The sequence below is a fragment of the Variovorax sp. 01N425 genome, from assembly GCF_056399465.1.
Window position 1 is genome coordinate 54,712 of sequence record NZ_JBFTRJ010000011.1, and the last position, 22,060, is coordinate 76,771.

Genomic DNA, 22,060 nt, shown 5'->3' on the forward strand with positions numbered 1-22,060 from the left:
CGGTCCCGGGTCCGGCGGCTCATTCGGCCTTGATGCCCGCGTCGGCTGCGAGCTTCTTGTAGAAGGCCGCTTCATCGCGCAGGCTCTTCGCGAACTCCGCGGGACTCGAGCCCACGCGCACCACGCCGCGCTCGCGCAGCTTGGCTTCGGTGTCGGGCAGGCGCAGGAACGCCTGGATCTCGGCCGCGAGCTTGTCGACGATGGCGGGCGGCGTGCCGGCCGGCGCCATGACGCCGTGCCAGGGATTCATCTCGAAGCCCTTCACGGACTCGGCGATGGGCGGCAGCTCGGGCGCGAAGAACACCCGCTGCGCCGTCGAGACGCCCAGCGCGCGCAGCTTGCCCGATTGCACCTGCGGCCAGGAGGTGGCGGCCGCATCCATGGCGGCATCGACCTGTCCGCCGAGCAGGTCGGTCAGCATGGGCGCCGAGCCCTTGTAGCCGACATGGACCATCGAGGTGCCGGTTTTCTGCAGGAAGAGTTCCATGCCCACGTGCAGCGCCGAGCCTGCGCCGGAAGAGCCATAGCTGAGCTGCCCCGGGTGCGCCTTGAGGTACGCGAGGAACTCGGGCAGCGTGCGCGCCGGCACCTTCTGCGGATTCACCACCAGGATCAGCGGCGTGATGCCCACCATGGTGACCGCGGCGAAGTCCTTCACCGGATCGTAGGGGAAGGCCTCGGGCCGCACGGCGGGGTTGATGGCGTTGGCCGCGACATTGCCCATGCCGATGGTGTAGCCGTCCGGCGCGGCCTTGGCAACCACCGCCATCCCCACGCTCGAACCGGCGCCGGGCTTGTTGTCGACCACCACGGCCTGGCCCCACGCGGTCTGCAGGTGCGTGGCGATCATGCGGGCCATGGCGTCGGCGGCGCCGCCGGCCGGCACCGGCACGATGAACTTGATCGGCTTGGACGGATACGCAGCCGCCGGCGCAGACTGCGCCTGCGCGCCGCCGAAGGCGGGAAGCAGCGCGCAGGCAAGCGCGAGACGCAGGACGAATCTCTTGTCTTTGTGGAACACCATCTTTGTCTCCTTGAACTCGATCAGCGAATTGATGGCAATGACGCCGTTCATGCCATGTACTTCGCGAGGCCAGCCTGGAGGGCGACGCGCCATTGCCCTCGCGTGGTCGCCCCGTCGCTCGCGCGGCGCGTGTCCACCCCGGCGATGCCAAGCGCGGTTTCGTAGCGGCTGCACAGGTCGTCGTCACCCAGCAAGGTGACGCTGCGCTGCGGATGCCGCGCGGTCGCGCTCGCGATCTCCAGGCCGATCAGGATGCCCGAGAGATAGTCCGGCAGGCCCTCCGGATCGATGTCGCCCATGAGCCCGGCGGTGCGCGCCGCAAACACCACGTGCAATGCGTTGCCATGCTGTGCCAGGCCCAGCCGGACGCCGGCATCGAAGGTCTCGGGCCGCGCCGTGCCGAACGCCATGAGCCGGCCGAGGATGCCGTGCTTCGTCAGCAGGCCATAGAACTCGCCGGTCATGAAGGTCTCGAAGCGCTCGACCTTGCCCTCCTCGCCCAGCCAGGCCCATTTGCTGTGCGTGCCGGGCAGCACGCAGCAGTCGCCGGCCGCAAGGCCTGCGCCCCAGAGCTGGGTTTCCTCGCCGCGCATCACGTCGTGCACGCCGTCGATGCCGATGCAACGGATGCCGGGCACGATGTGCAGCACCGCACCGGGCCTGACCTCCACCCGCACCAGCTGCGCCGCGGCGGCCGGCAGCCCGGCCGGACAGGCGACATAGGGCGCCTCCTGCCAGCCCTGGCGGCTGCCGATCATGCCGCTCGCAATCAGCGGCACCGCATGCGCGTCGATCCAGTCGCCGCACAGCGCCAGCAGTGCCTCGGCGAAACGCCGGTCGGGCACGGCCATTACGCCGCCGGGTGCGCTGCGGGCTTCGAGGAGGCCGCCATGCGCATCGAGCAGGCTCGCGCGCAGGTTGGAAGTGCCCCAGTCGATGGCGATCAATGACGCCTTCATTGCGCAGCGCCTTTCTTTCTGAGGAACTGCCAGACTTCCGGGGCGGGCTCGATGCCCAGGCCCGGGCCCTCGGGCAGATGGAAGGCCCCGGCGTCGCAGCGCATCGCAGTCCGCACGTACTTCAGGTTGCGGTCGAAGACCGAGTGCTGGTATTCGTGCATCGGCGCATTGGGCAGCGCGGCCGTGGCGTGCAGGCTCGCGGCCTGGTAGATGCCCAGGCCGATGCTGGCGTGCGGGATCACCTTCATGTGGAACGCATGGGCCATGCGGCCGATCTGCATGAACTGGCTGATGCCGGTGTGCCCCATCTCGGGCTGCACGATCGACATTGCGCGCCGCTCCAGGCGAGGGCGGTATTCGAAGACCGTGCGCCACTCCTCCCCCAGCGCGAGCGGCACGCGCACGCTCGCGCCCACATGGGCCTGGCCCTCGATGTCCTCGGGCTGGCAGGGGGCCTCGACGAAGTAGGGCCTGTAGGGCGCGAGCTGGTCGATGAGCTGCACCGCTTCCTGCGCGGTGAACTTCCAGTGCAGGTCGACCATCAGCCTGACGCCGTCGCCCAGGCCTTCGCGCAGCGTCCGCATCTCGGCCACGATGCCATCGAAGGAAACGGCCGCGTGGTACTTGAAGGCATCGAAGCCCTTGGCGACGAAGCCGCGCGCGAGCTCGAGCCGGGCCGCGAGGGTCGCGCCCGGAAGGCCGGACACGTAGGCCGGCACGGTCTGGAGCCGCTGGCCGCCGAGCAGCTTGACCACGGGCTGGCCCACCAGCTTTCCGAAGAGGTCCCACACCGCGATGTCGACACCCGCGATGGCATCGACGTAGAAGCCCCCGAAGAAGCCGCGCACGCGCATCAGGTCGTAGAGGTCTTCCTGGATCACCACCGCGTCGCGCGGATCGCGGCCCACGATCACCGGCCCGATCACGTCGTCGATGATGCTCGTGACCGCGTCGGGCGCGACGATGCCGTAGGTCTCGCCCCAGCCGACGGTGCCGTCGTCGGCGGTGATCCTGATCAGCACCGACATGTCGGTCGACGGATAGATCGCGCGATTGCCGCTGCGCACGAGGTAGCCGCGCTCGTTGATCTTCTCGCCGGGCCCCAGGGGTCCGAGGTAGGGCGTGTCGCGCGGCAGCGAGACGATGAAGCTCTCGACCTGCGCGATCTTCGCGAAGCCGGTCATGGCAGCCGGTCCTGCGGCAGCAGCAGGTCCGCGATGTCCGCCAGGAAGGCGTCGACATCCGCCATGTCCTGCGCGTCGAGCAGCGGGCCCGGCATGCGCTGGCGCGTGTCGGCGATGAGGCCGCGCTTCTTGAGCACGTACTTCGTCAGCGACCAGCGGAACACCGCCTGCACGTTCAGCACCGGCAGCATGCGCGTGAAGAGCGCGCGGACCCGGTCGGCGTCGCCCGCGCGGTGCGCCTTGAAGAGCGTGGTGTGCACCTCCGCCAGCTCGATCGCGGGCATGGTGCCGGCCGCGCCGCGGCGCAGTTCGTCGGTGATGTAGCGCCCGCCCGCGCCGCCGAAGACGCCCAGCAGGCTGGCCGGCGCCTTGTCGCGCAGCACCGAAAGGCGCTGCCCGCTCGGCAGCGTTTCCTCCTTGACATACCGGATCGACGGAACCGCCGCGAGGATTTCGAGCACCACCTCGGGGTCCAGCCCCGCACCTACCGGCGGCGGCACGTTCTGCAGCATCAGCGCAGTCCCCTCGGCGGCCCGCGCGACCTCGCTGAAATAGGCGATCTGCTCGGCCGCGCCTTTGCGGTCCGGCGGCACCGCCACCATCAACGCGGCCGCGCCGCGTGCGCTTGCCTCCGCCGCGAGGCGAACGGTCGTCGCGGTGTCGCCGCTCGAAACGCCCGCGATCACCGGAACGCGGCCAGCCACCTCGGCCAGCACGACGCCCAGCAGCGATTGCCGTTCGTCGGGGGTCAGCTGGCCCACCTCGCTGGCGACACCCGGGTAGGTCATGCCATCGACGCCGCACCGGATCAGATATTCGGCCAGCCTGCGCAGCGAATCCGCGTCGGGCCGCCCCTGGGCATCGAAGGGCGTGGGAAGAACAGGGAAGACACCTGTCAATGAAGGACGCTCGGCCATGAAAGTTTTGCGATTAGTTCCAATGAATGGAAATTATCTTTCTGGCTGCTTTCTTGGCGATCTGGTGCAAACCCTTAACCACCGGAATCCGGCAGACGAGCGCCCGCCCTCGGCACCGCTCGACCGCGCAGGGAATTTGCCGTTCTTTTCCATTTAATGGAAAATTTTGACGAGCACATAATTGTGTCCTGATGAAACCATCCCGCGTTGCCCTTGGCCGGTGGACCGCAACGCTGTGGCTCGCCCTGCCCTTGGCCCTGCTGCCCTGTGCGAGCACCGCCGGCGCACCGGCCACGGATGCGGCGCCGCAGCAGGGCGGCGCGGTCCAGATCACGCGGGCCGAACTGCTGTCCGTTCCCGGCACGGGCTATTCGGCTCCGCCGCGGCGCATCGAGGACGCCGGCCTGCCGCGCGAGGGATGGCAGACGGTCGACCTGCCGCGCACGGCCGCGCGCGAGCTGGTGCCCACGCCGGCCGGCAGTGTGCGCACCGTCACCGACTGGTACCGCATCGACCTGTCCGGGCTGGCGCCACCGGCGCGGCAGCCGCTGCTCCTGTACCTGCCGCGCTGGAAGACCCTGGGCCGCATCGCGGTGTACGGCGATGGCGTGCTGCTCTACCAGTCGCAGGGCAGCGCGGTGCACAACGGCTACAACCATCCGCTGCTGTTGCCGCTGAATGCGGCGGCGAACACGCCGTCCCCGGCGTCGGTGCTGATCCGCGTCGACCGCCTGCCCAGCAGCGGGAGCGGGTTCTCCACCGTGTGGGTGGGCGGCGAGGGTTCGCTGAGCTGGCGCTACCTGCTGCGCCAGCTGCTGCAGGTGCAGCTGCCGTTCATGGGCAGCGCGGCCTTCCTGGCGGTGGGTGCCTTTGCCTTCGCGGTGTGGCTGGGCAAGCGGCGCGAATCGCTCTACCTGCTGTTCTTCGCCATTTCGGCAATGGCCTTCCTGCGCATGCTGCACTACTTCGTGAGCGGCGACTACCTGCTGGTCTCGGACGAGTGGTTCGAATGGATCACCGTGGCTTCGCTGCTCTGGCTGATCATCCTCATCCACCTGTTCCTGCAGCGCCTGCACCAGCAGCCCTCGCGCTGGCTCACGCGCTTGTCGGTGGGGCTGGCGCTGGCCTGCAGCATGGCGACGCTGCCCCATGTGTCCAGGGCGATACCCAGCCTCTACCTCTTCACGCCGCTGCTCAACCTGGCGGTGCTGCCCGTCACGGTGCTGATCTTCGCGGTGAACCTGCGCAAGGCGCTGCGCGCCAAGTTTCCCGAGGGGCGGCTGGTGGCGGGCTGGGCCGTGCTGGCGCTGGCCTTCACTTCCTACGACGGGCTGCTGCAGAACAACTTGGTAAGCCCGGAGAGCGTGTACACCTCGCCCTACGCCATCATCAGCCTGTTCTTCATCTTCTCGTACATCATGTTCCAGCGCTACACGGGCGCCTTCGCCGAAGTGGCCCGGCTGAACAAGGGCCTTGCCCAGCGCCTGCAGGCGCGCGAGGCCGAGCTGGAGCAAAGCTACCAGCGGCTGCGCGTGATCGAGAACGAGCAGATGCTCGGCGCCGAGCGCCGGCGCCTGATGCAGGACATGCACGACGGGCTCGGCTCGTCGCTGATCAGCGCGATCCGGTCGGTGGAGCAAGGCGCCATGAGCGGCACCGAGATCTCGGGCGTGCTCAAGGGCTGCATGGACGACCTGAAGCTGGCCATCGATTCGATGGAGAGCGTGGACGCCGACCTGCTGCTGTTGCTGGCCACCCTGCGCTTTCGCCTGGCGCCGCGCATCGAGAGCGCCGGCCTCGCGCTGCACTGGCAAGTACAGTCGGTGCCTGCGCTGTCCTGGCTGGACCCGGGCAGCGCACTGCATATCCTGCGCATCATGCAGGAGTGCGTGGCCAACGTGCTGCGCCACACGCGGGCCACCATCATCCGCTTCAGCACGGCGACGGACGGCCATGGCGTCTGCGTGGTGATCGAGGACAACGGCGCGGGCTTTGCCGTGGAGGAAGCCCTGCGCCGAAGCGGCCGCGGGCTGCGCAACCAGCAGCGGCGCGCCCTGGCCATCGGCGGCACGGTGCGCTGGGAATCGGGCAGCGGCGGGACGCGCTTCACGCTCTGGCTGCCCCTGCACCATGGGGAGGGTGCCGACAGCAAGACCATGAGCGCCGCCTGAGATTGCCTGTTGCTAGGATGCCGCCATGTCCACGACCCCCGCCAGCTACGAGGTTCGGCAGCTCTCGGCCGACGACGGTCCGCTGATGACCGAGCTTCTCGCGGTTTTCGGCAAAGCCTTCGACGAACCGGCCGCCTACGCCGCCAGCCGCCCTCGGCCTGCGTACCTGCGGCAGTTGCTGGGCAGCGACTATTTCATCGCGCTGGCGGCGCGCGAGGGGTCGCAGGTCATCGGCGGCCTCGCGGCCTACGAGCTGAAAAAGTTCGAGCAGGAACGCAGCGAGATCTACATCTACGACCTGGCCGTTGCCGCCGGGCACAGGCGCCGGGGCGTGGCGACCGCGTTGATCCGCGAGCTCCAGCGCATCGGCGCCGAACGCGGGGCCTATGTGATCTTCGTGCAGGCCGATCCGCCCGATGCGCCGGCCGTCGCGCTGTACACGAAGCTGGGCGTGCGCGAAGACGTGCTGCATTTCGACATTCCGGTGCCGCCGGTGCAACCCGTGCAGGCGTCCTGAAATTCGATGGCCCTCACGCGCGACAACTGGCCGAGCCGCACCGCCGTGCAGGCCTCGCTGGCAGCCCGGTTCACCCTGCCGCCCCTGCCCCCGCCGATCCAGGACTGGTTCGCATGGTGCCGCCGCATGGGGAGCCAGTCCCTTGTGCTGGAGGCGCCGAGCTGGCGCGAAGATGGAGGCGGCGTGCTCACGGGCTCGGGCGCCGTCGACGCGCCCGGCCTGCTGGCCGACATGGAAGGCTACCGCTTCATCCTGGACCGGAAGGCGAGCACGCCCGAGCATCTGGTATGGAGCGACGCCGTGGATGCGGGCCTGTGGCAGCCGCACTGGGTGGTCCTGCAGAACGCCGATGGCGACCCGCTGATCGGCGACATCAGCCAGCCCGAGGTGCCGGTGCTGTGGGACTGGCACGGGAGCGGCCGCTGGTCGCCACGGCCGCTGTTCCCGAATCTCCAGACGCTGATGGCGCACATCCGGGTGCATGTGCCGCCTTCGCTGCCAGGCGACCATGTGCCCGTGGTCTTCCACACGGTGCACCTGACGGACCTGGGCAACGAACCCCTGCGGGTGCTGGCGGTGCTCAAGGCACATCCGGACTACAAGCATCTCGCGGGCGCAAGCCTGCTGAAGCTCAAGCATCAGCTGCCGTTGCCGCTGCTGGACGACAGCGTCAGCGTTGCCCGGAAGGACGATCTTGTCCACCGCTTCGAGGCGCTGGGCGCGCGAGTGACGGTGGTCGAAAGGGTCTGCCAGCGCACCGAGGAAAATTCATAGCCTTCATCGATGAAGAGGGCTCGGCCTCAGGTGACACGAGTTCGGGGCTTTCTACCCGGCAGCGGAAGCGCCCGCCACGCGGTCCAGTGCTTCCATCGCATCGGCCGGCAGTTCCAGCTTTGCCGCCGCCAGGTTCTCGCGCAGGTGCGCGACCGACGAGGTGCCGGGGATCAGCAGGATGTTGGGCGAGCGGCGCAGCAGCCATGCCAGCGCCACCTGCATCGGCGTGGCGCCCAGGCGCTGCGCCACGTCGGAGAGCCCCGAAGACTGCAGCGGGCTGAAGCCGCCAAGGGGAAAGAACGGAACGTAGGGAATGCCGTCGCGCGCCAGCGCATCGATCAGCGCATCGTCGTTGCGGTGCACGAGGTTGTAGTGGTTCTGCACGCAGGCGATGCGGCAGATGCGGCGGCCTTCGGCCACCTGGGCCGGCGTCGCGTTGCTCAGGCCGACATGGCGCACGAGGCCCTGGCGCTGCAAGTCGGCCAGCGCCGCGAGCGGCGCCTCGATCGAGCCCTCGGCCGGGCCGTGCACGTCGAACATGAGGCGCAGGTTCACCACCTCCAGCACCTCCAGGCCCAGGTGGCGCAGGTTATCGTGCACCGCCTGCGCGAGCTCCGCGGGCGAGAACGCCGGCAGCCAGCCGCCGGTGCCGTCGCGGCGCGCGCCGATCTTGGTGACGATGACAAGGTCCTTCGGATACGGCGCGAGGGCCTCGCGGATGACCTGGTTGGTGACGTGCGGGCCGTAGAAGTCGCTGGTGTCGATGTGGTCGACGCCATTCGCGACCGCTTCGCGCAGCACGGCCACGGCCGCCTCGCGGTCCCTGGGCGGGCCGAACACGCCGGCACCGGCGAGCTGCATCGCGCCGTAGCCGAGCCGATGGACGGCGCGGTCGCCGAGGGTGAAGGTGCCGGGGGTCTGCGTGCTGGACATGGTGTCTTTCCTGAGGCGCTGAAGTGGGGGAACGAGGTCGTGAAGCCCAGTCTAGGCAGCGCCTCGCTGCTTGATAACCCACCATAATCGGCACAGCCTGTGCGGAATTCCAGACAATGAACGTCGACCTCGGGGATCTGAACGCCTTCGTGGCGGTGGCGGGAGCCAAGGGCTTTCGCGACGGCGCACGCCTGAGCGGCACGAGCGCATCGGCCCTGAGCGAGGCGGTGCGCCGGCTGGAGACCGAGCTCGGCGTGCGGCTGCTCCACCGCACGACGCGCAGCGTGCGGCCCACCGAAGCCGGAGAACGCCTGCTCGAGCGGCTGAGGCCCGCGCTGGCTGAAGTCGGTGCGGCGCTGGACGTGGTGAACGGCTTTCGCGACCGGCCCACCGGCACGCTCAAGCTCAACGTGCCGATCAGCGCCGCGCGGCTCGTGCTGCCGTCGATCGTGCCGGGTTTTCTTGCGGCCTATCCCGACATCTCGCTCGAGGTGATTGCCGAGGACGGTTTTGTCGATGTGCTGGCCGCCGGCTGCGATGCCGGCATCCGCTACGACGAGCGGCTCGAGCAGGACATGGTCGCGGTGCCGATCGGCCCGCGGCTGCAGCGCTTCGCGGTCGCGGCCGCCCCGGCGTATCTCGATCGGCACGGCCGTCCGCAGCATCCGCGCGAGCTGCTCGGCCATGCCTGCCTGCGCGGGCGCTTCGCCAGCGGGTCGATGCCTCCATGGGAGTTCGAACGCGGCGGCGAAAGCCTGCGCATCGACGTGACGGGGCAGCTGATCGTGCGGATCGGCGCGGCGGCCGATCTCACGGTCGATGCGGCGATCGCCGGTGCCGGCGTGGTCTACCTGTTCGAGGACTGGCTGCGGCCGCATTTCGAAAGCGGCGCGCTCGAGCCGATCCTGGAGCCCTGGTGGCTGCGCTTCCCGGGCCCGTTCCTCTACTATCCGGGCCGCCGGTTGCTGCCGGCGCCGCTGCGGGCGTTCGTGGATTTCGTACGGGGCACATGAGAAAGCGACGGGCTTCACCGCCCCGGCACCACGGCCGCAGCAGCACCCACTTCCCTGGAGTTTTCGTGTACGTATCCAAGCACCACGCGCTGCCCGAGCCCGCCGAAGCCCAGGCCCTGATCGAAGCCCACCCGCTGGGCGCATGGGTCGTGCCCGGCAGCGAAGGCCTGGTCGCCAACCATGTTCCCTTCCTGCTGGACAGGTCGCGCGGCCCGTTCGGAACACTGATGGGCCACGTGTCGCGTGCCAACCCGGTGTGGAAGCTGCTGCCTGCCGCGGGGCATTCGGTGGTCATGTTCCAGGGTCCGCAGTCCTACATCACGCCCGGCTGGTATCCGGGCAAGCAGGCGCACGGAAAGGTCGTGCCGACCTGGAACTACGCCGTCGCCCATGCGCACGGCGTGGCGCGGGCCATCGACGACGAACACTGGCTGCGCGGCATGCTGACGCGCCTCACGGCCGCCCATGAGTCCTCGAAGCAATTGCCCTGGCAGATGACGGACGCGCCGGCGGATTTCATCGACAGGATGCTGCGTGCCGTGGTGGGCATCGAGATTCCGATCGAGCGCTTGGTCGGCAAGCTCAAGGCAAGCCAGGACGAGGACCTGCAGGACCGGTGGGGCACCGTGAACGGACTGGCCGCCGAAGGCACCGAGAACGCGGCGGCGATGGCGCGCCTCGTCGAACATGCCGCCCGGCAGCAGCGCTGACGGGATCGCCATGCTGCTGTATATGCTCGATCTCGCCGGCATCGCGGTGTTCGTAATCAGCGGCGTGCTGGCGGCGGGCCGTGCGGACCTCGACTGGCTGGGCGTGGTGGTGATCGCCTCCGTCACGGCCGTGGGCGGCGGCACGCTGCGCGACCTGCTGCTGGACCGCCATCCGGTGTTCTGGATCCGCGAAGTGCGCTATGTGTACGCGATCCTGGCGGCGACCGCGGCCGCCATCGCATGGGTTCATTTCTTCCCGCTGCCCGAGCACGCGCTGGCCTTGGCCGATGCGCTGGGCCTCGCGCTCTTTGCGATGACCGGCGCGCAGGTGGCCGAGGAGCGGCGCCTGCCGGCGCTCGTCGTGATCCTGATCGGCACCATGACCGGCGCCGCCGGCGGCCTGTTGCGCGATGTGCTCACCGACCGCATTCCGCTGCTGCTGAGCAGCGGCATCTATGGCTCTGCCGCCATCGCGGGCATTGCGGCCTACCTGCTGCTGCAGGCCGCCGGAATGCCGCGCCGCTGGGCCTTTCACGCGGGGCTGCTGCTGGTCGTGGCGCTCCGGCTCGGCGGGATCTACGGCGGATGGCACCTGCCGATGCTGCGGCTTTCGGCTTGAGTGCGCGCCACGCGCGAAGCTACTTGCCCCGCCTCATCGCTTCGCCTTCAAGCTCTGCTCGCGGAACGCCGCCTCGCCGGCGGTGGAGATCTCGACCCACTTCTTGTCGGGTGCGGCCTCTTCGGCATAGTTGTCGTGCCAGTTCCACCACTTGTAGGTGGGCGTCTGCGGGTAGCCCTCGGGCGAGTCTTCCCACACCTCCTGCCGGCCCAGCGGCGTGACGTCGAGGTAGTTCCAGGTGTTGCCCATCTGCTCGTCGCCGCGGTTGTTGAGGAAGTAGGTGCGGAACACGCGGTCGCCTGCATCGCGGTAGAACACGTTGGTGCCGTGCCATTCGTGCACGCCGAAGTCGGCGTCGAAGCTGTCGGTGAGCGTGAACCACGGGATCTCCCAGCCCATGCGCGCCTTCAGCCGCGCGATGTCCGCCTGCGGCGCACGCGAGACGAAGACGAGGGTGGTGTCGCGCGCGTTCAGGTGGGCGACGTGGGCGACCTGGTCGGCCACCATGGAGCAGCCGCGGCAGGCGTGGTCGGGCCAGCCGAACACGCCGGGCTCGAAGAAGGCGCGGTAGACGATCAGCTGGCGCCGGCCGTCGAACAGCTCGGGCAGGCTGACCTTGCCCGCGGGTCCTTCGAAGGCATAGGTTTTTTCCACGGCCATCCACGGCATGCGCCGGCGCTCGGCGGCCAGCGCGTCGCGCGCGCGGGTCTGGGCCTTTTCCTTCACGAGCAGCTGCTCGCGGGCCGCTTCCCACGCCTCGGGCGAAACGACCGGTGGGGTGTGCATGGCGGGCGCGGTGCCCTTCTTTCCGTTCTCGGTGGAACTCGTCATGGCTTGGATCTCCTGGTTGGGCGAGAAGAAAAGTTTGGCACCGCCCACCCCGCCGCGGGAGTAACAAGTTTGGCGGGATTGCGGCTTTCCGCGCCGGGCCCGGTTCCTGCTATCCGGTGGTTTCCCCCCACCGCCCGCAGAGAACAACGCCATGACCACCACCAGCTTTCGCTCCACCCGCCGCACTGCGCTGCACATGCTCGCGGCAGGCGCCGCCTCGCTCGCCCTGCCCGCCTTCGCGCAATGGCCCGACAAGCCGATCAAGATCATCGTGACCTTTCCGCCGGGCGGCTCCAGCGACGTGCTCGCGCGCCTGCTCGCGGAACAGCTGTCGAAGAAGCTGGGACAGCCCGTGGTCGTGGACAACAAGCCCGGCGCGGGCGGCACCATCGGCGGCGCGCAGGTGGCCGCGGCCGCGCCCGACGGCTACACGCTGATGCTCTCGAACACCACGCCGATCGCGCTCGGCCCCTTCACGCTCGACAAGCAGCCCTACGATCCGGTGGCAGGCTTCAGCCACATCGCCTACCTGGGCGCGGCGCCGCTGGTCATCATGGCCAGCAAGCCGTCGGGGTTCAAGAGCTATGCGGACTTCGAGGCGGCCGGACGCAAGGACGGCCGCATGGACTTCGGCTCGGGCGGCCCCGGTTCGATCGGCCACATCCACGGCGAGCTGCTCAAGAAGATCACCGGGATCAACATGGTGCACGTGCCCTACCGCGGTGGCGCGCCGATGACCACCGACCTGATCGCCAACACCATTCCGGTGGGCATCGACGTCATCACCGCCTACGTTCCCTTCTTCAAGAGCGGACAGCTGGTGCCCCTGGCCGTGACCGGCGCCCAGCGCTCGCCGCTGATGCCGGACGTGCCGAGCATCGCCGAGCTCAAGCAGCCGAAGCTGGTGCTCGAGAACTTCTTCGGCCTGTCCGGCCCGGCCAGGCTGCCGGAAGACGTGGTGGCGCGGCTCAACGCGGCCTGCAACGAGGTGCTGGTGATGCCCGAGATCCAGAAGAAGCTCACCGACCTGGGCATCGTGGCCAAGCCCGAAACCGTCGCCATGTTCAACGGTTTCGTGAAGGAGCAGGTGAACGTGCTGGGTCCGACGGTCAAGGGCGCGGGCATCAAGCTCTGACGAGACGGCCTCGGCGCCTGCGCGGCGGCGCCCAGGAACGTTCTGCCGCAGCAGCCCTGCTTGCGCCATGGCCGGATAATACGTATGATACGCATCATGCGAAATACAAAGCACAGCACAAGGGCGGCGGCCAAGGAAGCCTCGCACGAGCGCATCCTGTCCGTGGCTGCCCGTGCGATCCGCCGCAGCGGCTACGACGGCACCGGCGTGGCCGACATCATGAAGGAAGCCGGCCTGACCCATGGCGCCTTCTACGCCCATTTCCCGTCGCGCGAAGCCATGCTGGCCGAAGCGGCGGGCCGGGCCTGCACCGAATCGGCCGCGGCGGCCGCACAAGTCGCTTCCGACGAGCCCTCCGGGCAGGCCCTGGCCTCCATGCTGCGCGCCTATCTTTCGCCGGAGCATGTGGCGCACGCGGAGACGGGGTGCCCGCTGGCCGCGCTGGGCTCGGAAACGCCACGCCAGGCCGCCGAGGTGCGGCGCGTGACCACGCGGTACGTCAAGGAAATGATCGATCTCGTCGCCCGCCAGTCGCCCGACTGGGGGCAGCCCGCGGCGCATGAACGCGCACTGGTGACCGTTGCCACCATGGTCGGCACCTTGCTGCTGGCACGTGCGGTCGACGAGCCGGCGCTGTCGGCCGGCCTGCGCGAGGCGACGCTCAAGCATTTGACGCCGGCCTGAATCCACCGCGGCACGAATCCCACATCCCTTTCTGTTCGACCAAAAATATGATGACCATCATGCGACATAAGCGGAACCCCACCGGCAAGGCGCGCGCGCTTCCGCTCCTTTTCGCGCTCGCATTCCAGGGGCTCGCCGCGGCCGCAGCGCTCACGGCGTTGCCGGCCCGGGCGGACGAGACATCGCCCGTCGGCCTGTGGAAGAACGTCGACGACGTCAGCGGCAAGCCGCGGGCGCTGATCCGCCTCACCGAATCGAACGGCGTCCTCCAGGGAAAGATCGAGAGGGTGTTCCCGGCGCCGAACGAAGACCCGAATCCGACCTGCGAGAAGTGCGAAGGCGCCAACAGGAACGCACCGGTCGTCGGGCTGGTGATCCTCAGCGGCCTCGCCAAGGAAGGCGGCGAATACGCCGGCGGCCAGATCCTCGATCCCGACAACGGCAAGGTCTACCGCAGCACTGTGCGCCTGACCGACAACGGCAAGAAGCTCAGCGTGCGCGGCTACATCGGTGTGCCAATACTGGGCCGTTCACAGACCTGGATACGCCAGGAACAAGGAAAACCATGAAAGCATTTGTTCTCGATCGATACGGCAAGAAAGCCGCGCTGCGGCCGGCCGACGTGCCGACGCCGGAGCTGCGCGATGACGAGGTCCTGGTCGAGGTGCATGCCGCAGGCCTGAACCTGCTGGACGCCAAGATCAGGAACGGCGAGTTCAAGCTCATCCTGCCGTACCGCCTGCCCCTGGTGCTGGGGCACGACGTGGCCGGCGTCGTGGCCAAGGTCGGCCCGCGCGTGCGGCAGTTCAAGCCGGGCGACGAGGTCTATGCGCGGGCGGACGATTTCCGGATCGGCACCTTCGCCGAGTTCGTTGCGGTCAAGGAGGCGTCGCTCGCGCTGAAGCCGCAGGGCCTCACGATGGAAGAAGCCGCTTCCATTCCGCTGGTGGCCCTGACGGTGTGGCAGGCACTGGTCGAGAAGGCCGGGCTCAAGAAGGGGCAGAAGGTCTTCATCCAGGCGGGCTCCGGCGGCGTGGGCACTTTGGCCATCCAGCTGGCCAAGCACCTGGGCGCCAGCGTGGCGACGACCACGGGCCCGACCAATGTCGAGCTCGTGAAGCGCCTGGGCGCGGATGTCGCCATCGACTACCGCACGCAGGACTTCGAGGACGTGCTGCGCGACTACGACGTGGTCCTGAACAGCCAGGACGGCAAGACGCTCGAGAAATCCCTGCGCGTGCTCAAGCGCGGCGGCAAGCTCATCTCCATCTCCGGACCGCCCGACCCGGCATTCGCCAAGCAGAGCGGCGCACCCGGCTTCGTGAAGCTGGCCATGCGGCTGCTGAGTTCGGGCATCAGGCGCCGGGCCAGAAACCGCGGCGTCGATTACTCGTTCCTCTTCATGAGGGCGAACGGTACCCAGCTGCGCGAGATCACGCGCCTGATCGAAGCCGGTGCCATCCGGCCCGTGATGGACCGCGTGTTCCCGTTCGAATCCACCAATGAAGCCCTGGCCTATGTCGAAGCAGGCCGCGCCAAGGGCAAGGTCGTCGTCAAGCTCAAGTGAGCCCCGTTCATTTCCCGTTCCCTTCTTTTCCTGGAGATTCCTCATGAAGATCGAAAATTCCGTCGCCCTCGTCACGGGCGCCAATCGCGGCATCGGCCTGGCGTTCGCGCGCGAGCTGCTGGCCCGCGGCGCCCGCAAGGTTTACGTGGGCGCCCGCAACCCTGAAACCGTGACCCAGGCCGGCGTCCAGGCGCTGCGCCTGGACGTCAACAATCCGCAAGACGTGGCGGCTGCCGCGGCTGCGGCATCCGACGTGACGCTGGTGGTCAACAACGCCGGCATTGCCCAGGTCGGCGGCTTTCTCGCGGACGACAGTGAAGACACGGCGCGGCGCATTTTCGAAACCAACTTCTTTGCCGTGCTGCGCATGAGCAAGGCCTTCGCGCCGATTCTCAAAGCCAACGGCGGCGGCGCGCTGCTCAACGTCCTGTCGGTCGCCTCATGGGTGAACGGCGGCGAGCTGGCAGCTTATGCGGCGAGCAAGTCGGCCGCGTGGTCGCTCACCAATGCCCTGCGCAGCGAACTGTCGGCGCAGAAGACGCAGGTGCTTGGACTGCACATGGCCTATGTCGACACCGATCTCACGCGCGGGTTCGATGTGCCGAAGACGAGCCCTGAAGACATCGTGAAGCGTGCGCTCGACGGGCTCGAATCGGGCCTCGACGAGGTGCTGGCCGATGAGCTCACGCAGCAAGTCAAGCAAGGGATGACCGCGCCCAGGCCCAGCTACCTTCCGCAGGTGGGCTGAGTGCACCGCTGGGCGGACGTTCCAACGAGATCCATCTCCGCCGGCGGCGTGGATTTTGCGTACCGGGAGCTGGGAGCGCACCATGGCGGAACACCCGTGGTGTTTCTCGTGCACCTGGCGGCCGTCCTGGACAACTGGGACCCGCGCATCATGGACGGCATTGCGGCAAAGCACCACGTGCTCGCCTTCGACAACCGCGGCGTCGGCGCATCCAGCGGTTCGCCGTCCGATTCGGTGGAGCAGATGGCGAGCGACGCCATCGCATTCATCGAGGCGATGGGCTTCGCGCAGGTCGACCTCTTCGGCCTGTCGATGGGCGGAATGATCGCCCAGGACATCGTGCTGAAGGTGCCGCAACTCGTACGCAAGATGATCCTTGCGGCCACCGGCCCCGCGGGCGGCGAGGGCATCAGCACGGTGGCCAGGGTCGCGCACTGCGACCTGCTGCGGGGTCTTCTCACCGGCCAGGATCCGAAGCAGTTCCTTTTCTTCACGCGCACGCCGGGCGGCATCGAAGCCGGCAAGGCCTTTCTCGCACGGTTGAAGGAACGCTCCGAAAACCGCGACAAGGAGATCACGATCTCCGCGTACCTGGCGCAATTGCGGGCGGTGAAGGCCTGGGGCCGCAAGCAGCCCGCCGATCTTTCGGTGGTCAGGCAGCCCGCGCTCATCGTCAACGGGGACGACGACCGGATGGTCCCGACCGCGAACTCGCACGAGCTGGCGTGGCGGCTTCCGAACAGCACGCTGATCATCTACCCCGATGCCGGCCACGGTGGCGTGTTCCAGTTCCATGCCGACTTCGTGCCCAAGGCGATCGAGTTCCTGGATCGATAGTATTTCGAGGACGGCTGCGCTTGTTGGCCGCTTACCCATCTCATGGGTATTCGTAAAATTACCCATGTGATGGGTTTTTGACAAATACCCATGATATAGGTAATCTCAGGATACCAATCTCATTGGTATTCACATGCAGCAAGTCCTTTCGGTTCCCTCCCAGCTCGGCGCGCTGCTCAAGGCCGCGCGCAAGGAAGCGGGCATTTCGCAGGTCAGGCTGGCCGAACGGCTTGGCATCAGCCAGAGCCGGATGTCCCACATGGAGCTCAACCCGGGCTCGCTGAACCTGGAGCAGCTGCTGGCCATCTTCGGCGTGCTGGGCCTCGAGATGGTGGTGGGCTCCAAGAGGCTCGCGCCCACCGGCAGCCAGGCACCTTCCCAGGAGTGGTGAGCATGGCTCGCACACGGGGCCTGCAGGCACTGTCCATCTGGGCCAACGGTGAACGGGTCGGCAGCTGGCGCATCCCCGCGCACGGGGCGGACGAACTGCGCTATGACGATGCCTGGGCCGATTCGCCCGCAGGGCGCCCGCTCTCGCTTTCATTGCCGCTGGTGCGCGGCTTCACCCACAAGGGCGCGGTCGTCAGCAACTACTTCGACAACCTGCTGCCGGACAGCCTGTCCATCCGCCAGCGCATCGCGAGCCGCTTCGGCACGCAGACGACGCAGGCCTTCGACCTGCTGCAGGCGATCGGCAGGGATTGCGTGGGCGCCATCCAGCTGCTGGGAGAGAACGCCAGCCCGGCCGATGTGCAACGCATCGAGGGCGAGCCGATGAGCGAAGCCGGCGTCGAGCGGCTGCTGCAGCAGACGGTCGATCCGGGCAGCTTCGCCGCGCAGGCGGTGCCTGGCGACGAGCTGCGCATCTCCCTGGCGGGCGCCCAGGAGAAAACCGCTCTTCTGTGGCACGAGGGCCAGTGGGTGCGCCCGCAGGGTTCGACCCCGACCACGCATATCCTGAAGTTGCCACTGGGCCTCGTCGGCCATCGCAAGGCCGACTTCAGCACCTCGGTGGAGAACGAGTGGCTCTGCCTGAACATCCTCCAGGCGTACGGCGTTCCCGTTCCCCGCACCGCGATGCTCCGGTTCGGTTCGCAGAAGGTGCTGGCCGTCGAGCGCTTCGACCGCCGGCTGCATTCGTCCGGAAACTGGTGGCTGCGCCTGCCGCAGGAAGACTTCTGCCAGGCCCTCGGCAAGCCGTCGCACCTCAAATACGAAGCGGACGGCGGACCGGGAATGACCGACCTCGCCGACGTGCTGCGCAATTCGGTTAACGCAGAGGAAGACCTGGCAACGCTCCTCACCGCACAGCTGCTCTTCTGGATGCTGGGCGCGCCCGACGGGCATGCCAAGAACTTCAGCATCGCCTGGCTCCCGATGGGCCGCTACAGGCTGACGCCCCTCTACGACGTGATGTCCATCTGGCCCCTGGAAGGCAACGGCCCGAACCAGTTCTCCAGGCACGAAGCCAAGCTCGCGATGGCCCTGTCCGGCAAGAACAGGCACTACCACTTCAAGACCATCGAGCGGCGCCACTTCAACGCCATGGCGCAGAAGTGCCACTACGGCCCGGATGCCGAGAACATCATCCAGCGCGTGCTCGCGGCAACGCCAGGCGTGATCGACCGGATCGCTGCGCGCCTGCCTGCGCGGTTTCCGGCTGCGGTGTCGGGCCCGATCCTTGAAGGGCTCGCGCGCTCCGCGAGGGCGCTGAAGGGGATGCCGCCCGTCTAGGGAGGCAGCGCCCGCGCATGCCGGAATGCCCTGCAAAAAGTTCATCGGAAATTCGCCGCAGCCTTACCGGCCCTTCACATGGCGCCTTCAGCATGGGGACTCCTGAATCCAACGACTCGAAGGAGTTGCAATGAAGAAGTTGTCCCTCGCATTGGCTGCGGCCGCCCTGCTCTCTCTGGCCGCCCTGAGTGCTCCTGCGCAAGCGCAGCCGCACCTTGGAGACCATGGCTATCGCCCGCATGTGGTCGTTGTTCCGCCACCCCCGCCGCGCCATGTCGTGCGGCACGGCTACGAGCACCGCCACGACCGCCACGACCGCCATGCCGGCTACCGCCACGCGCGCCGCGACAGCGACCGCGACGGCGTGCCCGACCGCTACGACCGCCGCCCCCACAATCCGTATCGGCGCTGAGCGTAAGCACTTGCCGCTGGCGGCGCAACGACTGACACATGGACTGGCGCGAGGACCGCTGGGGCAGAGCTTGCGAAGTCAAGCAAGAGCCGAAGCGAGGAGAGGTCAAGTGGAAGGACCGCGATCGCACTCGGGAGTCCGCGCTCTGAAATGAACCTCTTGCGCTGGACCGCTCAGCGCAGCAGCAGCTCGATGCAGCCGGCGAGCGGAACCTTCGGAACGTGATCGAGCCGCGCGCTGCTCGCAATGACGATCGCATGGTCCGCGCGCCCGGCCCGCGATGCGACAGCCTGCCACAGGCAGCCGATCGAGCGCGCGTCGAGCGCGCCTTCGGGTTCGTCGAGCAGCACCAATGGGCGGCCTGAGGCCAGCGCGGCCGCCAGCCCCACCTTGCGCTTCGATCCGGTGGAGAGCATGTACATCGGCTTCTCGATGTGCGGCGCCAATGAGAAACCCTCGACCAGCGCCTGCCACAGCGCCGCATCGAAGCCCGCGTCGCCTTCGCTCAGGGTGGCCGTGCACGCACGCGCGGTGAGCTGGTCGAAGGCTTCGGCGGCCGGGTCGCAGAAGAACACGTTGCGCCTGTAGGCCTCGGGCTCGGCGTCGAGCCGCACGCCCGCGAGCGTCAGCGTTCCGGAAGCCGAAGGCAGCGCGCCCGCGATCACGCGCAGCAGGGTCGACTTTCCGCTGCCCGTGTCGCCATGCAGCAGCGTGACGCCCTCGCCCAACGATGCGCACCAGCCGGTTGCGAGCGCGGGCTGGCCCGGATAGGAAAAGCCCAGGTCGTGGAGCTGGAGAATGGCGGGTGATGTCGGGGCGTTCATGTGCATGCGGAAGTCCTTGCCCGATTCTGCCTCCGCCCCAGGCCACCATTTTTCTTTCTCGGTAGATCCCAAGGCCGCTCAAAAGCCCTTGTACATCAAGGACTTAACCTGCCAATGACGGCTCAAGCGGCATCACCGAATCTCACACAGTCTCGTTCTTGCGCGTACCCCACGGTGTACCCCAGACTGCTATTCAACCGCAGCCGATCTTGGGTACACCATGGGGCAACTCAGCGAGCTTCAGATCAAGGCGGCAGCGCCGCGGGGACAAGGGAATATCCGCTGGGTGGCCGCAGAATCCGGCCGCTGAATGAAGGCGCCTGCTGACAAGAGTGCCATCTTCTTTCCGGCGCCCGTCAGTTGCGAATATTGCGTTTAGTGCGTATATTTCGCTTGAGGCGCCGGCGTAGCGCCAGCTATGAAAGGACCCAGCATGAACCAGATACTCGACCCCGCCAGCGAAATGGAAGCGGAAATGGCCGGTGCGGCGACGGCGTGCCTGGTTGCGGCCCTGGATCACTCGAAGGCAAAAGCGATCAAAATAACCATCGAAGTGGACAGGGACGGCAAGGGCGAAGCCCCGGTGCTGCTCCTGCCTCCGCGTGCCTTGCACTTCCTTGCCGACGTGTTGCGCCAGATGGCCAAGCGCGAGCCGATGATGCTCGTCCCGCAGAAGCTGGAACTCACGACGCAGCAAGCTGCGGCACTCCTGAATGTGTCGCGTCCTTTCGTGATCAAGGAAATCGAGGCTGGCCGGCTGAAGTGCCGGCTGATCAACCGGCACCGCCGCATCGAGTTCGAAGAGCTCATGCGCTACAAGGACGAGCAGAAGCAGCGGTCGGCCGGTGCCCTCAAACAATTGAACGACCTCTCCCAGGAGATGGGCGAGGAGCTGTGAGTGGCGGGAAGCGCCCGGTACACAGCCGTGCTCGACGCCAACGTCCTGTACCCGGCGTTGCTGCGCGACGTGCTGCTCAGCCTGGCCGACGCGGACCTCTATAGCGCGAAGTGGTCCGTCCACATCCGCGAGGAGTGGACGCGCAGCCTGCTGCGGGACCGGCCCGGCATGGGAGTCCAGGTTGCCGCTGCTGCGCAAGCCATGGAGGACGCCATTCCGGACTGCCTCGTCTCAGGTTACGAACACCTGATCGAGGGCTTGAAGCTCCCGGACCCTGATGACCGCCATGTGCTGGCGGCTGCAATCACTGGGCACGCGGATGCGATCGTGACGTGGAACGAGAAGGACTTTCCCAGGGAAGTGCTGGACCCGTTCGGCATCGAGGTACAAACCCCTGACGAATTCGTCCTCAACCAGCTGATGCTGGAGAAGCTCGCCGCCCTCGCGGCTTTGAAGCGAATGCGCGAGCGCTGGGCCCGGCCGCAGGTCGACGCGATCGCGTTGGTCGCGCTGCTCGAGAAGCGTGGGTTGCCACAGACTGCAGCGCACCTGCGCGATGTTGTGGCACTCATCTAGTGTGATGCCTGAAACCTGGGGCTGCTTCCGGCAGTTTTGGTGTACCCAAACGTGTACCCGGCGGATAGGACGAATTGGTGAAAGCGAGTGCTGGTGCGGGTCGCAGGCGATTTAAAGAATCCGCCCCAGTTCCAACCCGCCTTCAGCTCAGATCAGGAACTTGCGGATGCGCGCCGACGCCAGGTCGATGGCGCTCACGCTCACCACGATGATCAGCATCACCGCGCAGGTCTCGGCGTACTGGAAGCCGCGAATGATTTCCCACAGCACCACGCCGATGCCGCCCGCGCCCACCATGCCCACCACGGAGGCCGAACGCACGTTCGATTCGAAGCGGTACAGCGCATACGAAACCCACAGCGGCATCACCTGCGGCAGCACGCCGTAGACGATCTCGTGCAGCGCGCTGGCGCCCGTGGAGCGGATGCCTTCCACCGGCTGCGGGTCGATGGCCTCCACCGCTTCGGCGAACAGCTTGGCCAGCACGCCGGTGGTGTGCACCCACAGCGCCAGCACGCCGGCGAAAGGGCCCAGGCCCACGGCCACCACGAACAGCATCGCGAACACCATCTCGTTGATGGCGCGGCAGCTGTCCATGAGGCGGCGCATCGGCTGGTAGATCCACCAGGGCACGATGTTGGCGGACGCCAGCAGCGCGAGCGGCACGGCGGTGACCACGGCCAGCGCCGTGCCCCACAGCGCGATCTGCAGCGTGACGACCATCTCCTGCAGGTACATGCGCCACTGCGTGAAATTCGGCGGAAAGAACTCGGCCGCGTAGGTGGCCATGTTGCCGGAATCGCGCCAGAGGTCGAGCGGGCGCATGTCGGCGCCCTTCCATGACGCGACCAGCAGGATCAGCAGGCCCGCCCACGCGAGCTGCCAGGCGAGGCTGCGCTTGGGAGCGGCTGAGGCCGCAGGCGCCACGCTCGGGCGAACGATATGGACCGTGGGTTGCATGGCGGACACAGCAGTGCAGCAGCAAAAAAGTGG

25 protein-coding genes are annotated in these 22,060 nt (G+C 67.7%); 17 read left to right on the forward strand and 8 right to left on the reverse strand.

The annotated features are described in order from the left end of the window. Window positions 1-19: 19 nt before the first annotated feature. The 4 genes from AC1DSC_RS20420 to AC1DSC_RS20435 are packed head-to-tail and all read right to left on the reverse strand — an operon-like array spanning window position 20 to window position 4,084. On the reverse strand, window positions 20-1,075 hold the full coding sequence (locus AC1DSC_RS20420; RefSeq protein ID WP_015866059.1) for a tripartite tricarboxylate transporter substrate binding protein: 1,056 nt from the start codon (window positions 1,073-1,075) through the stop codon (window positions 20-22). After that, entirely contained in the window at window positions 1,072-1,983 is a 912-nt protein-coding gene (locus AC1DSC_RS20425; RefSeq protein WP_015866060.1) for a 2-dehydro-3-deoxygalactonokinase, read from the reverse strand. Before AC1DSC_RS20425 ends, AC1DSC_RS20420 begins: the two co-directional genes overlap by 4 nt. Continuing rightward, the gene (locus AC1DSC_RS20430) at window positions 1,980-3,167 is read right to left on the reverse strand and encodes a mandelate racemase/muconate lactonizing enzyme family protein (protein ID WP_015866061.1); all 1,188 of its coding nucleotides are present in this window, start codon (window positions 3,165-3,167) and stop codon (window positions 1,980-1,982) included. The genes AC1DSC_RS20425 and AC1DSC_RS20430 overlap by 4 nt, the downstream gene beginning before the upstream one ends. Next, window positions 3,164-4,084, reverse strand: a complete 921-nt coding sequence (locus AC1DSC_RS20435; protein WP_015866062.1) for a dihydrodipicolinate synthase family protein — start codon at window positions 4,082-4,084, stop codon at window positions 3,164-3,166. The genes AC1DSC_RS20430 and AC1DSC_RS20435 overlap by 4 nt, the downstream gene beginning before the upstream one ends. Before the next feature lie 191 nt (window positions 4,085-4,275). Here AC1DSC_RS20435 and AC1DSC_RS20440 point away from each other — a divergent pair, with 191 nt between their 5' ends. From AC1DSC_RS20440 to AC1DSC_RS20450, 3 genes are read left to right on the forward strand one after another with little or no spacing between them, the layout of a single operon-like run. Continuing rightward, window positions 4,276-6,255, forward strand: a complete 1,980-nt coding sequence (locus AC1DSC_RS20440) for a sensor histidine kinase (protein ID WP_478131915.1) — start codon at window positions 4,276-4,278, stop codon at window positions 6,253-6,255. A 25-nt stretch (window positions 6,256-6,280) separates the two neighbouring features. Next, the gene (locus AC1DSC_RS20445) at window positions 6,281-6,772 is read left to right on the forward strand and encodes an AAC(3)-I family aminoglycoside N-acetyltransferase (protein ID WP_015866064.1); all 492 of its coding nucleotides are present in this window, start codon (window positions 6,281-6,283) and stop codon (window positions 6,770-6,772) included. 6 nt (window positions 6,773-6,778) lie between these two features. Then, a complete protein-coding gene (locus tag AC1DSC_RS20450; protein ID WP_478131916.1) occupies window positions 6,779-7,546 on the forward strand; it encodes a hypothetical protein in 768 nt (255 codons plus the stop codon). Window positions 7,547-7,597: 51 nt separating this feature from the next. Here the strand turns inward: AC1DSC_RS20450 and AC1DSC_RS20455 are convergent, their stop codons facing one another. Then, on the reverse strand, window positions 7,598-8,479 hold the full coding sequence (locus AC1DSC_RS20455; protein WP_015866066.1) for an aldo/keto reductase family oxidoreductase: 882 nt from the start codon (window positions 8,477-8,479) through the stop codon (window positions 7,598-7,600). 116 nt (window positions 8,480-8,595) lie between these two features. Between AC1DSC_RS20455 and AC1DSC_RS20460 the strand changes: the two genes are divergently transcribed. The 3 genes from AC1DSC_RS20460 (at window position 8,596) to AC1DSC_RS20470 (ending at window position 10,821) form a co-directional block, all read left to right on the forward strand. Continuing rightward, complete coding sequence (locus AC1DSC_RS20460; protein WP_478131917.1) at window positions 8,596-9,492, forward strand: LysR family transcriptional regulator; 897 nt, start codon at window positions 8,596-8,598, stop codon at window positions 9,490-9,492. 65 nt (window positions 9,493-9,557) lie between these two features. Then, window positions 9,558-10,202, forward strand: coding sequence for an FMN-binding negative transcriptional regulator (locus AC1DSC_RS20465; protein ID WP_369664795.1), 645 nt, complete (start codon window positions 9,558-9,560; stop codon window positions 10,200-10,202). A 10-nt stretch (window positions 10,203-10,212) separates the two neighbouring features. Continuing rightward, the gene (locus AC1DSC_RS20470; protein ID WP_369664794.1) at window positions 10,213-10,821 is read left to right on the forward strand and encodes a trimeric intracellular cation channel family protein; all 609 of its coding nucleotides are present in this window, start codon (window positions 10,213-10,215) and stop codon (window positions 10,819-10,821) included. Between the two features lie 33 nt (window positions 10,822-10,854). Here AC1DSC_RS20470 and AC1DSC_RS20475 read toward each other — a convergent pair whose 3' ends face one another. Beyond that, window positions 10,855-11,652 (reverse strand): DUF899 domain-containing protein, encoded by a 798-nt coding sequence (locus AC1DSC_RS20475; RefSeq protein ID WP_062365171.1) that lies wholly within the window; start codon window positions 11,650-11,652, stop codon window positions 10,855-10,857. A 151-nt stretch (window positions 11,653-11,803) separates the two neighbouring features. Here AC1DSC_RS20475 and AC1DSC_RS20480 point away from each other — a divergent pair, with 151 nt between their 5' ends. The 9 genes from AC1DSC_RS20480 to AC1DSC_RS20520 all read left to right on the forward strand — a co-directional run bounded on the left by AC1DSC_RS20480 (window position 11,804) and on the right by AC1DSC_RS20520 (window position 18,769). Beyond that, entirely contained in the window at window positions 11,804-12,787 is a 984-nt protein-coding gene (locus AC1DSC_RS20480; protein WP_369664793.1) for a Bug family tripartite tricarboxylate transporter substrate binding protein, read from the forward strand. 84 nt (window positions 12,788-12,871) lie between these two features. After that, window positions 12,872-13,471 (forward strand): TetR/AcrR family transcriptional regulator, encoded by a 600-nt coding sequence (locus AC1DSC_RS20485; protein WP_369664792.1) that lies wholly within the window; start codon window positions 12,872-12,874, stop codon window positions 13,469-13,471. Window positions 13,472-13,518: 47 nt separating this feature from the next. Next, entirely contained in the window at window positions 13,519-14,040 is a 522-nt protein-coding gene (locus AC1DSC_RS20490; RefSeq protein ID WP_369664791.1) for a DUF2147 domain-containing protein, read from the forward strand. After that, window positions 14,037-15,038 carry an NADP-dependent oxidoreductase gene (locus AC1DSC_RS20495; protein ID WP_369664790.1) on the forward strand — a complete coding sequence of 334 codons (1,002 nt, stop codon included), beginning with the start codon at window positions 14,037-14,039 and terminating at the stop codon, window positions 15,036-15,038. Before AC1DSC_RS20490 ends, AC1DSC_RS20495 begins: the two co-directional genes overlap by 4 nt. 43 nt (window positions 15,039-15,081) lie before the next feature. After that, window positions 15,082-15,786, forward strand: a complete 705-nt coding sequence (locus AC1DSC_RS20500; RefSeq protein WP_062365176.1) for an SDR family oxidoreductase — start codon at window positions 15,082-15,084, stop codon at window positions 15,784-15,786. Beyond that, entirely contained in the window at window positions 15,787-16,623 is an 837-nt protein-coding gene (locus AC1DSC_RS20505) for an alpha/beta fold hydrolase (protein ID WP_369664789.1), read from the forward strand. Window positions 16,624-16,756: 133 nt separating this feature from the next. Beyond that, window positions 16,757-17,014 carry a helix-turn-helix domain-containing protein gene (locus tag AC1DSC_RS20510; RefSeq protein ID WP_062365178.1) on the forward strand — a complete coding sequence of 86 codons (258 nt, stop codon included), beginning with the start codon at window positions 16,757-16,759 and terminating at the stop codon, window positions 17,012-17,014. 2 nt (window positions 17,015-17,016) lie between these two features. Beyond that, the gene (locus AC1DSC_RS20515) at window positions 17,017-18,357 is read left to right on the forward strand and encodes a type II toxin-antitoxin system HipA family toxin (RefSeq protein WP_062365179.1); all 1,341 of its coding nucleotides are present in this window, start codon (window positions 17,017-17,019) and stop codon (window positions 18,355-18,357) included. Window positions 18,358-18,487: 130 nt separating this feature from the next. Next, window positions 18,488-18,769, forward strand: coding sequence for a hypothetical protein (locus AC1DSC_RS20520; protein ID WP_062365180.1), 282 nt, complete (start codon window positions 18,488-18,490; stop codon window positions 18,767-18,769). Window positions 18,770-18,942: 173 nt separating this feature from the next. Here AC1DSC_RS20520 and AC1DSC_RS20525 read toward each other — a convergent pair whose 3' ends face one another. Then, window positions 18,943-19,599: an ABC transporter ATP-binding protein gene (locus AC1DSC_RS20525; protein ID WP_244883625.1), complete on the reverse strand. Its 657-nt coding sequence runs from the start codon at window positions 19,597-19,599 to the stop codon at window positions 18,943-18,945. A 427-nt stretch (window positions 19,600-20,026) separates the two neighbouring features. Between AC1DSC_RS20525 and AC1DSC_RS20530 the strand changes: the two genes are divergently transcribed. Together AC1DSC_RS20530 and AC1DSC_RS20535 are read left to right on the forward strand one after the other, a co-directional pair. Further along, a complete protein-coding gene (locus AC1DSC_RS20530) occupies window positions 20,027-20,491 on the forward strand; it encodes a helix-turn-helix domain-containing protein (protein WP_062365181.1) in 465 nt (154 codons plus the stop codon). A gap of 27 nt (window positions 20,492-20,518) precedes the next feature. After that, window positions 20,519-21,067 carry a PIN domain-containing protein gene (locus AC1DSC_RS20535; RefSeq protein WP_230537871.1) on the forward strand — a complete coding sequence of 183 codons (549 nt, stop codon included), beginning with the start codon at window positions 20,519-20,521 and terminating at the stop codon, window positions 21,065-21,067. Between the two features lie 147 nt (window positions 21,068-21,214). Here AC1DSC_RS20535 and phnE read toward each other — a convergent pair whose 3' ends face one another. After that, entirely contained in the window at window positions 21,215-22,027 is an 813-nt protein-coding gene (gene phnE / locus AC1DSC_RS20540; RefSeq protein ID WP_436288415.1) for a phosphonate ABC transporter, permease protein PhnE, read from the reverse strand. Window positions 22,028-22,060: the final 33 nt, after the last annotated feature.

What these genes read in the sequence shown, in the direction of transcription:
- AC1DSC_RS20420 (WP_015866059.1), bottom strand. Translation starts at nt 1,075, where the DNA reads ATGAACGGCGTCATTGCCATCAATTCGCTGATCGAGTTCAAGGAGACA.
- AC1DSC_RS20425 (WP_015866060.1), bottom strand. Translation starts at nt 1,983, where the DNA reads ATGAAGGCGTCATTGATCGCCATCGACTGGGGCACTTCCAACCTGCGC.
- AC1DSC_RS20430 (WP_015866061.1), bottom strand. Translation starts at nt 3,167, where the DNA reads ATGACCGGCTTCGCGAAGATCGCGCAGGTCGAGAGCTTCATCGTCTCG.
- AC1DSC_RS20435 (WP_015866062.1), bottom strand. Translation starts at nt 4,084, where the DNA reads ATGGCCGAGCGTCCTTCATTGACAGGTGTCTTCCCTGTTCTTCCCACG.
- AC1DSC_RS20440 (WP_478131915.1), top strand. Translation starts at nt 4,276, where the DNA reads ATGAAACCATCCCGCGTTGCCCTTGGCCGGTGGACCGCAACGCTGTGG.
- AC1DSC_RS20445 (WP_015866064.1), top strand. Translation starts at nt 6,281, where the DNA reads ATGTCCACGACCCCCGCCAGCTACGAGGTTCGGCAGCTCTCGGCCGAC.
- AC1DSC_RS20450 (WP_478131916.1), top strand. Translation starts at nt 6,779, where the DNA reads ATGGCCCTCACGCGCGACAACTGGCCGAGCCGCACCGCCGTGCAGGCC.
- AC1DSC_RS20455 (WP_015866066.1), bottom strand. Translation starts at nt 8,479, where the DNA reads ATGTCCAGCACGCAGACCCCCGGCACCTTCACCCTCGGCGACCGCGCC.
- AC1DSC_RS20460 (WP_478131917.1), top strand. Translation starts at nt 8,596, where the DNA reads ATGAACGTCGACCTCGGGGATCTGAACGCCTTCGTGGCGGTGGCGGGA.
- AC1DSC_RS20470 (WP_369664794.1), top strand. Translation starts at nt 10,213, where the DNA reads ATGCTGCTGTATATGCTCGATCTCGCCGGCATCGCGGTGTTCGTAATC.
- AC1DSC_RS20475 (WP_062365171.1), bottom strand. Translation starts at nt 11,652, where the DNA reads ATGACGAGTTCCACCGAGAACGGAAAGAAGGGCACCGCGCCCGCCATG.
- AC1DSC_RS20480 (WP_369664793.1), top strand. Translation starts at nt 11,804, where the DNA reads ATGACCACCACCAGCTTTCGCTCCACCCGCCGCACTGCGCTGCACATG.
- AC1DSC_RS20485 (WP_369664792.1), top strand. Translation starts at nt 12,872, where the DNA reads ATGATACGCATCATGCGAAATACAAAGCACAGCACAAGGGCGGCGGCC.
- AC1DSC_RS20490 (WP_369664791.1), top strand. Translation starts at nt 13,519, where the DNA reads ATGATGACCATCATGCGACATAAGCGGAACCCCACCGGCAAGGCGCGC.
- AC1DSC_RS20495 (WP_369664790.1), top strand. Translation starts at nt 14,037, where the DNA reads ATGAAAGCATTTGTTCTCGATCGATACGGCAAGAAAGCCGCGCTGCGG.
- AC1DSC_RS20500 (WP_062365176.1), top strand. Translation starts at nt 15,082, where the DNA reads ATGAAGATCGAAAATTCCGTCGCCCTCGTCACGGGCGCCAATCGCGGC.
- AC1DSC_RS20510 (WP_062365178.1), top strand. Translation starts at nt 16,757, where the DNA reads ATGCAGCAAGTCCTTTCGGTTCCCTCCCAGCTCGGCGCGCTGCTCAAG.
- AC1DSC_RS20515 (WP_062365179.1), top strand. Translation starts at nt 17,017, where the DNA reads ATGGCTCGCACACGGGGCCTGCAGGCACTGTCCATCTGGGCCAACGGT.
- AC1DSC_RS20520 (WP_062365180.1), top strand. Translation starts at nt 18,488, where the DNA reads ATGAAGAAGTTGTCCCTCGCATTGGCTGCGGCCGCCCTGCTCTCTCTG.
- AC1DSC_RS20525 (WP_244883625.1), bottom strand. Translation starts at nt 19,599, where the DNA reads ATGCACATGAACGCCCCGACATCACCCGCCATTCTCCAGCTCCACGAC.
- AC1DSC_RS20530 (WP_062365181.1), top strand. Translation starts at nt 20,027, where the DNA reads ATGAACCAGATACTCGACCCCGCCAGCGAAATGGAAGCGGAAATGGCC.
- phnE (WP_436288415.1), bottom strand. Translation starts at nt 22,027, where the DNA reads ATGCAACCCACGGTCCATATCGTTCGCCCGAGCGTGGCGCCTGCGGCC.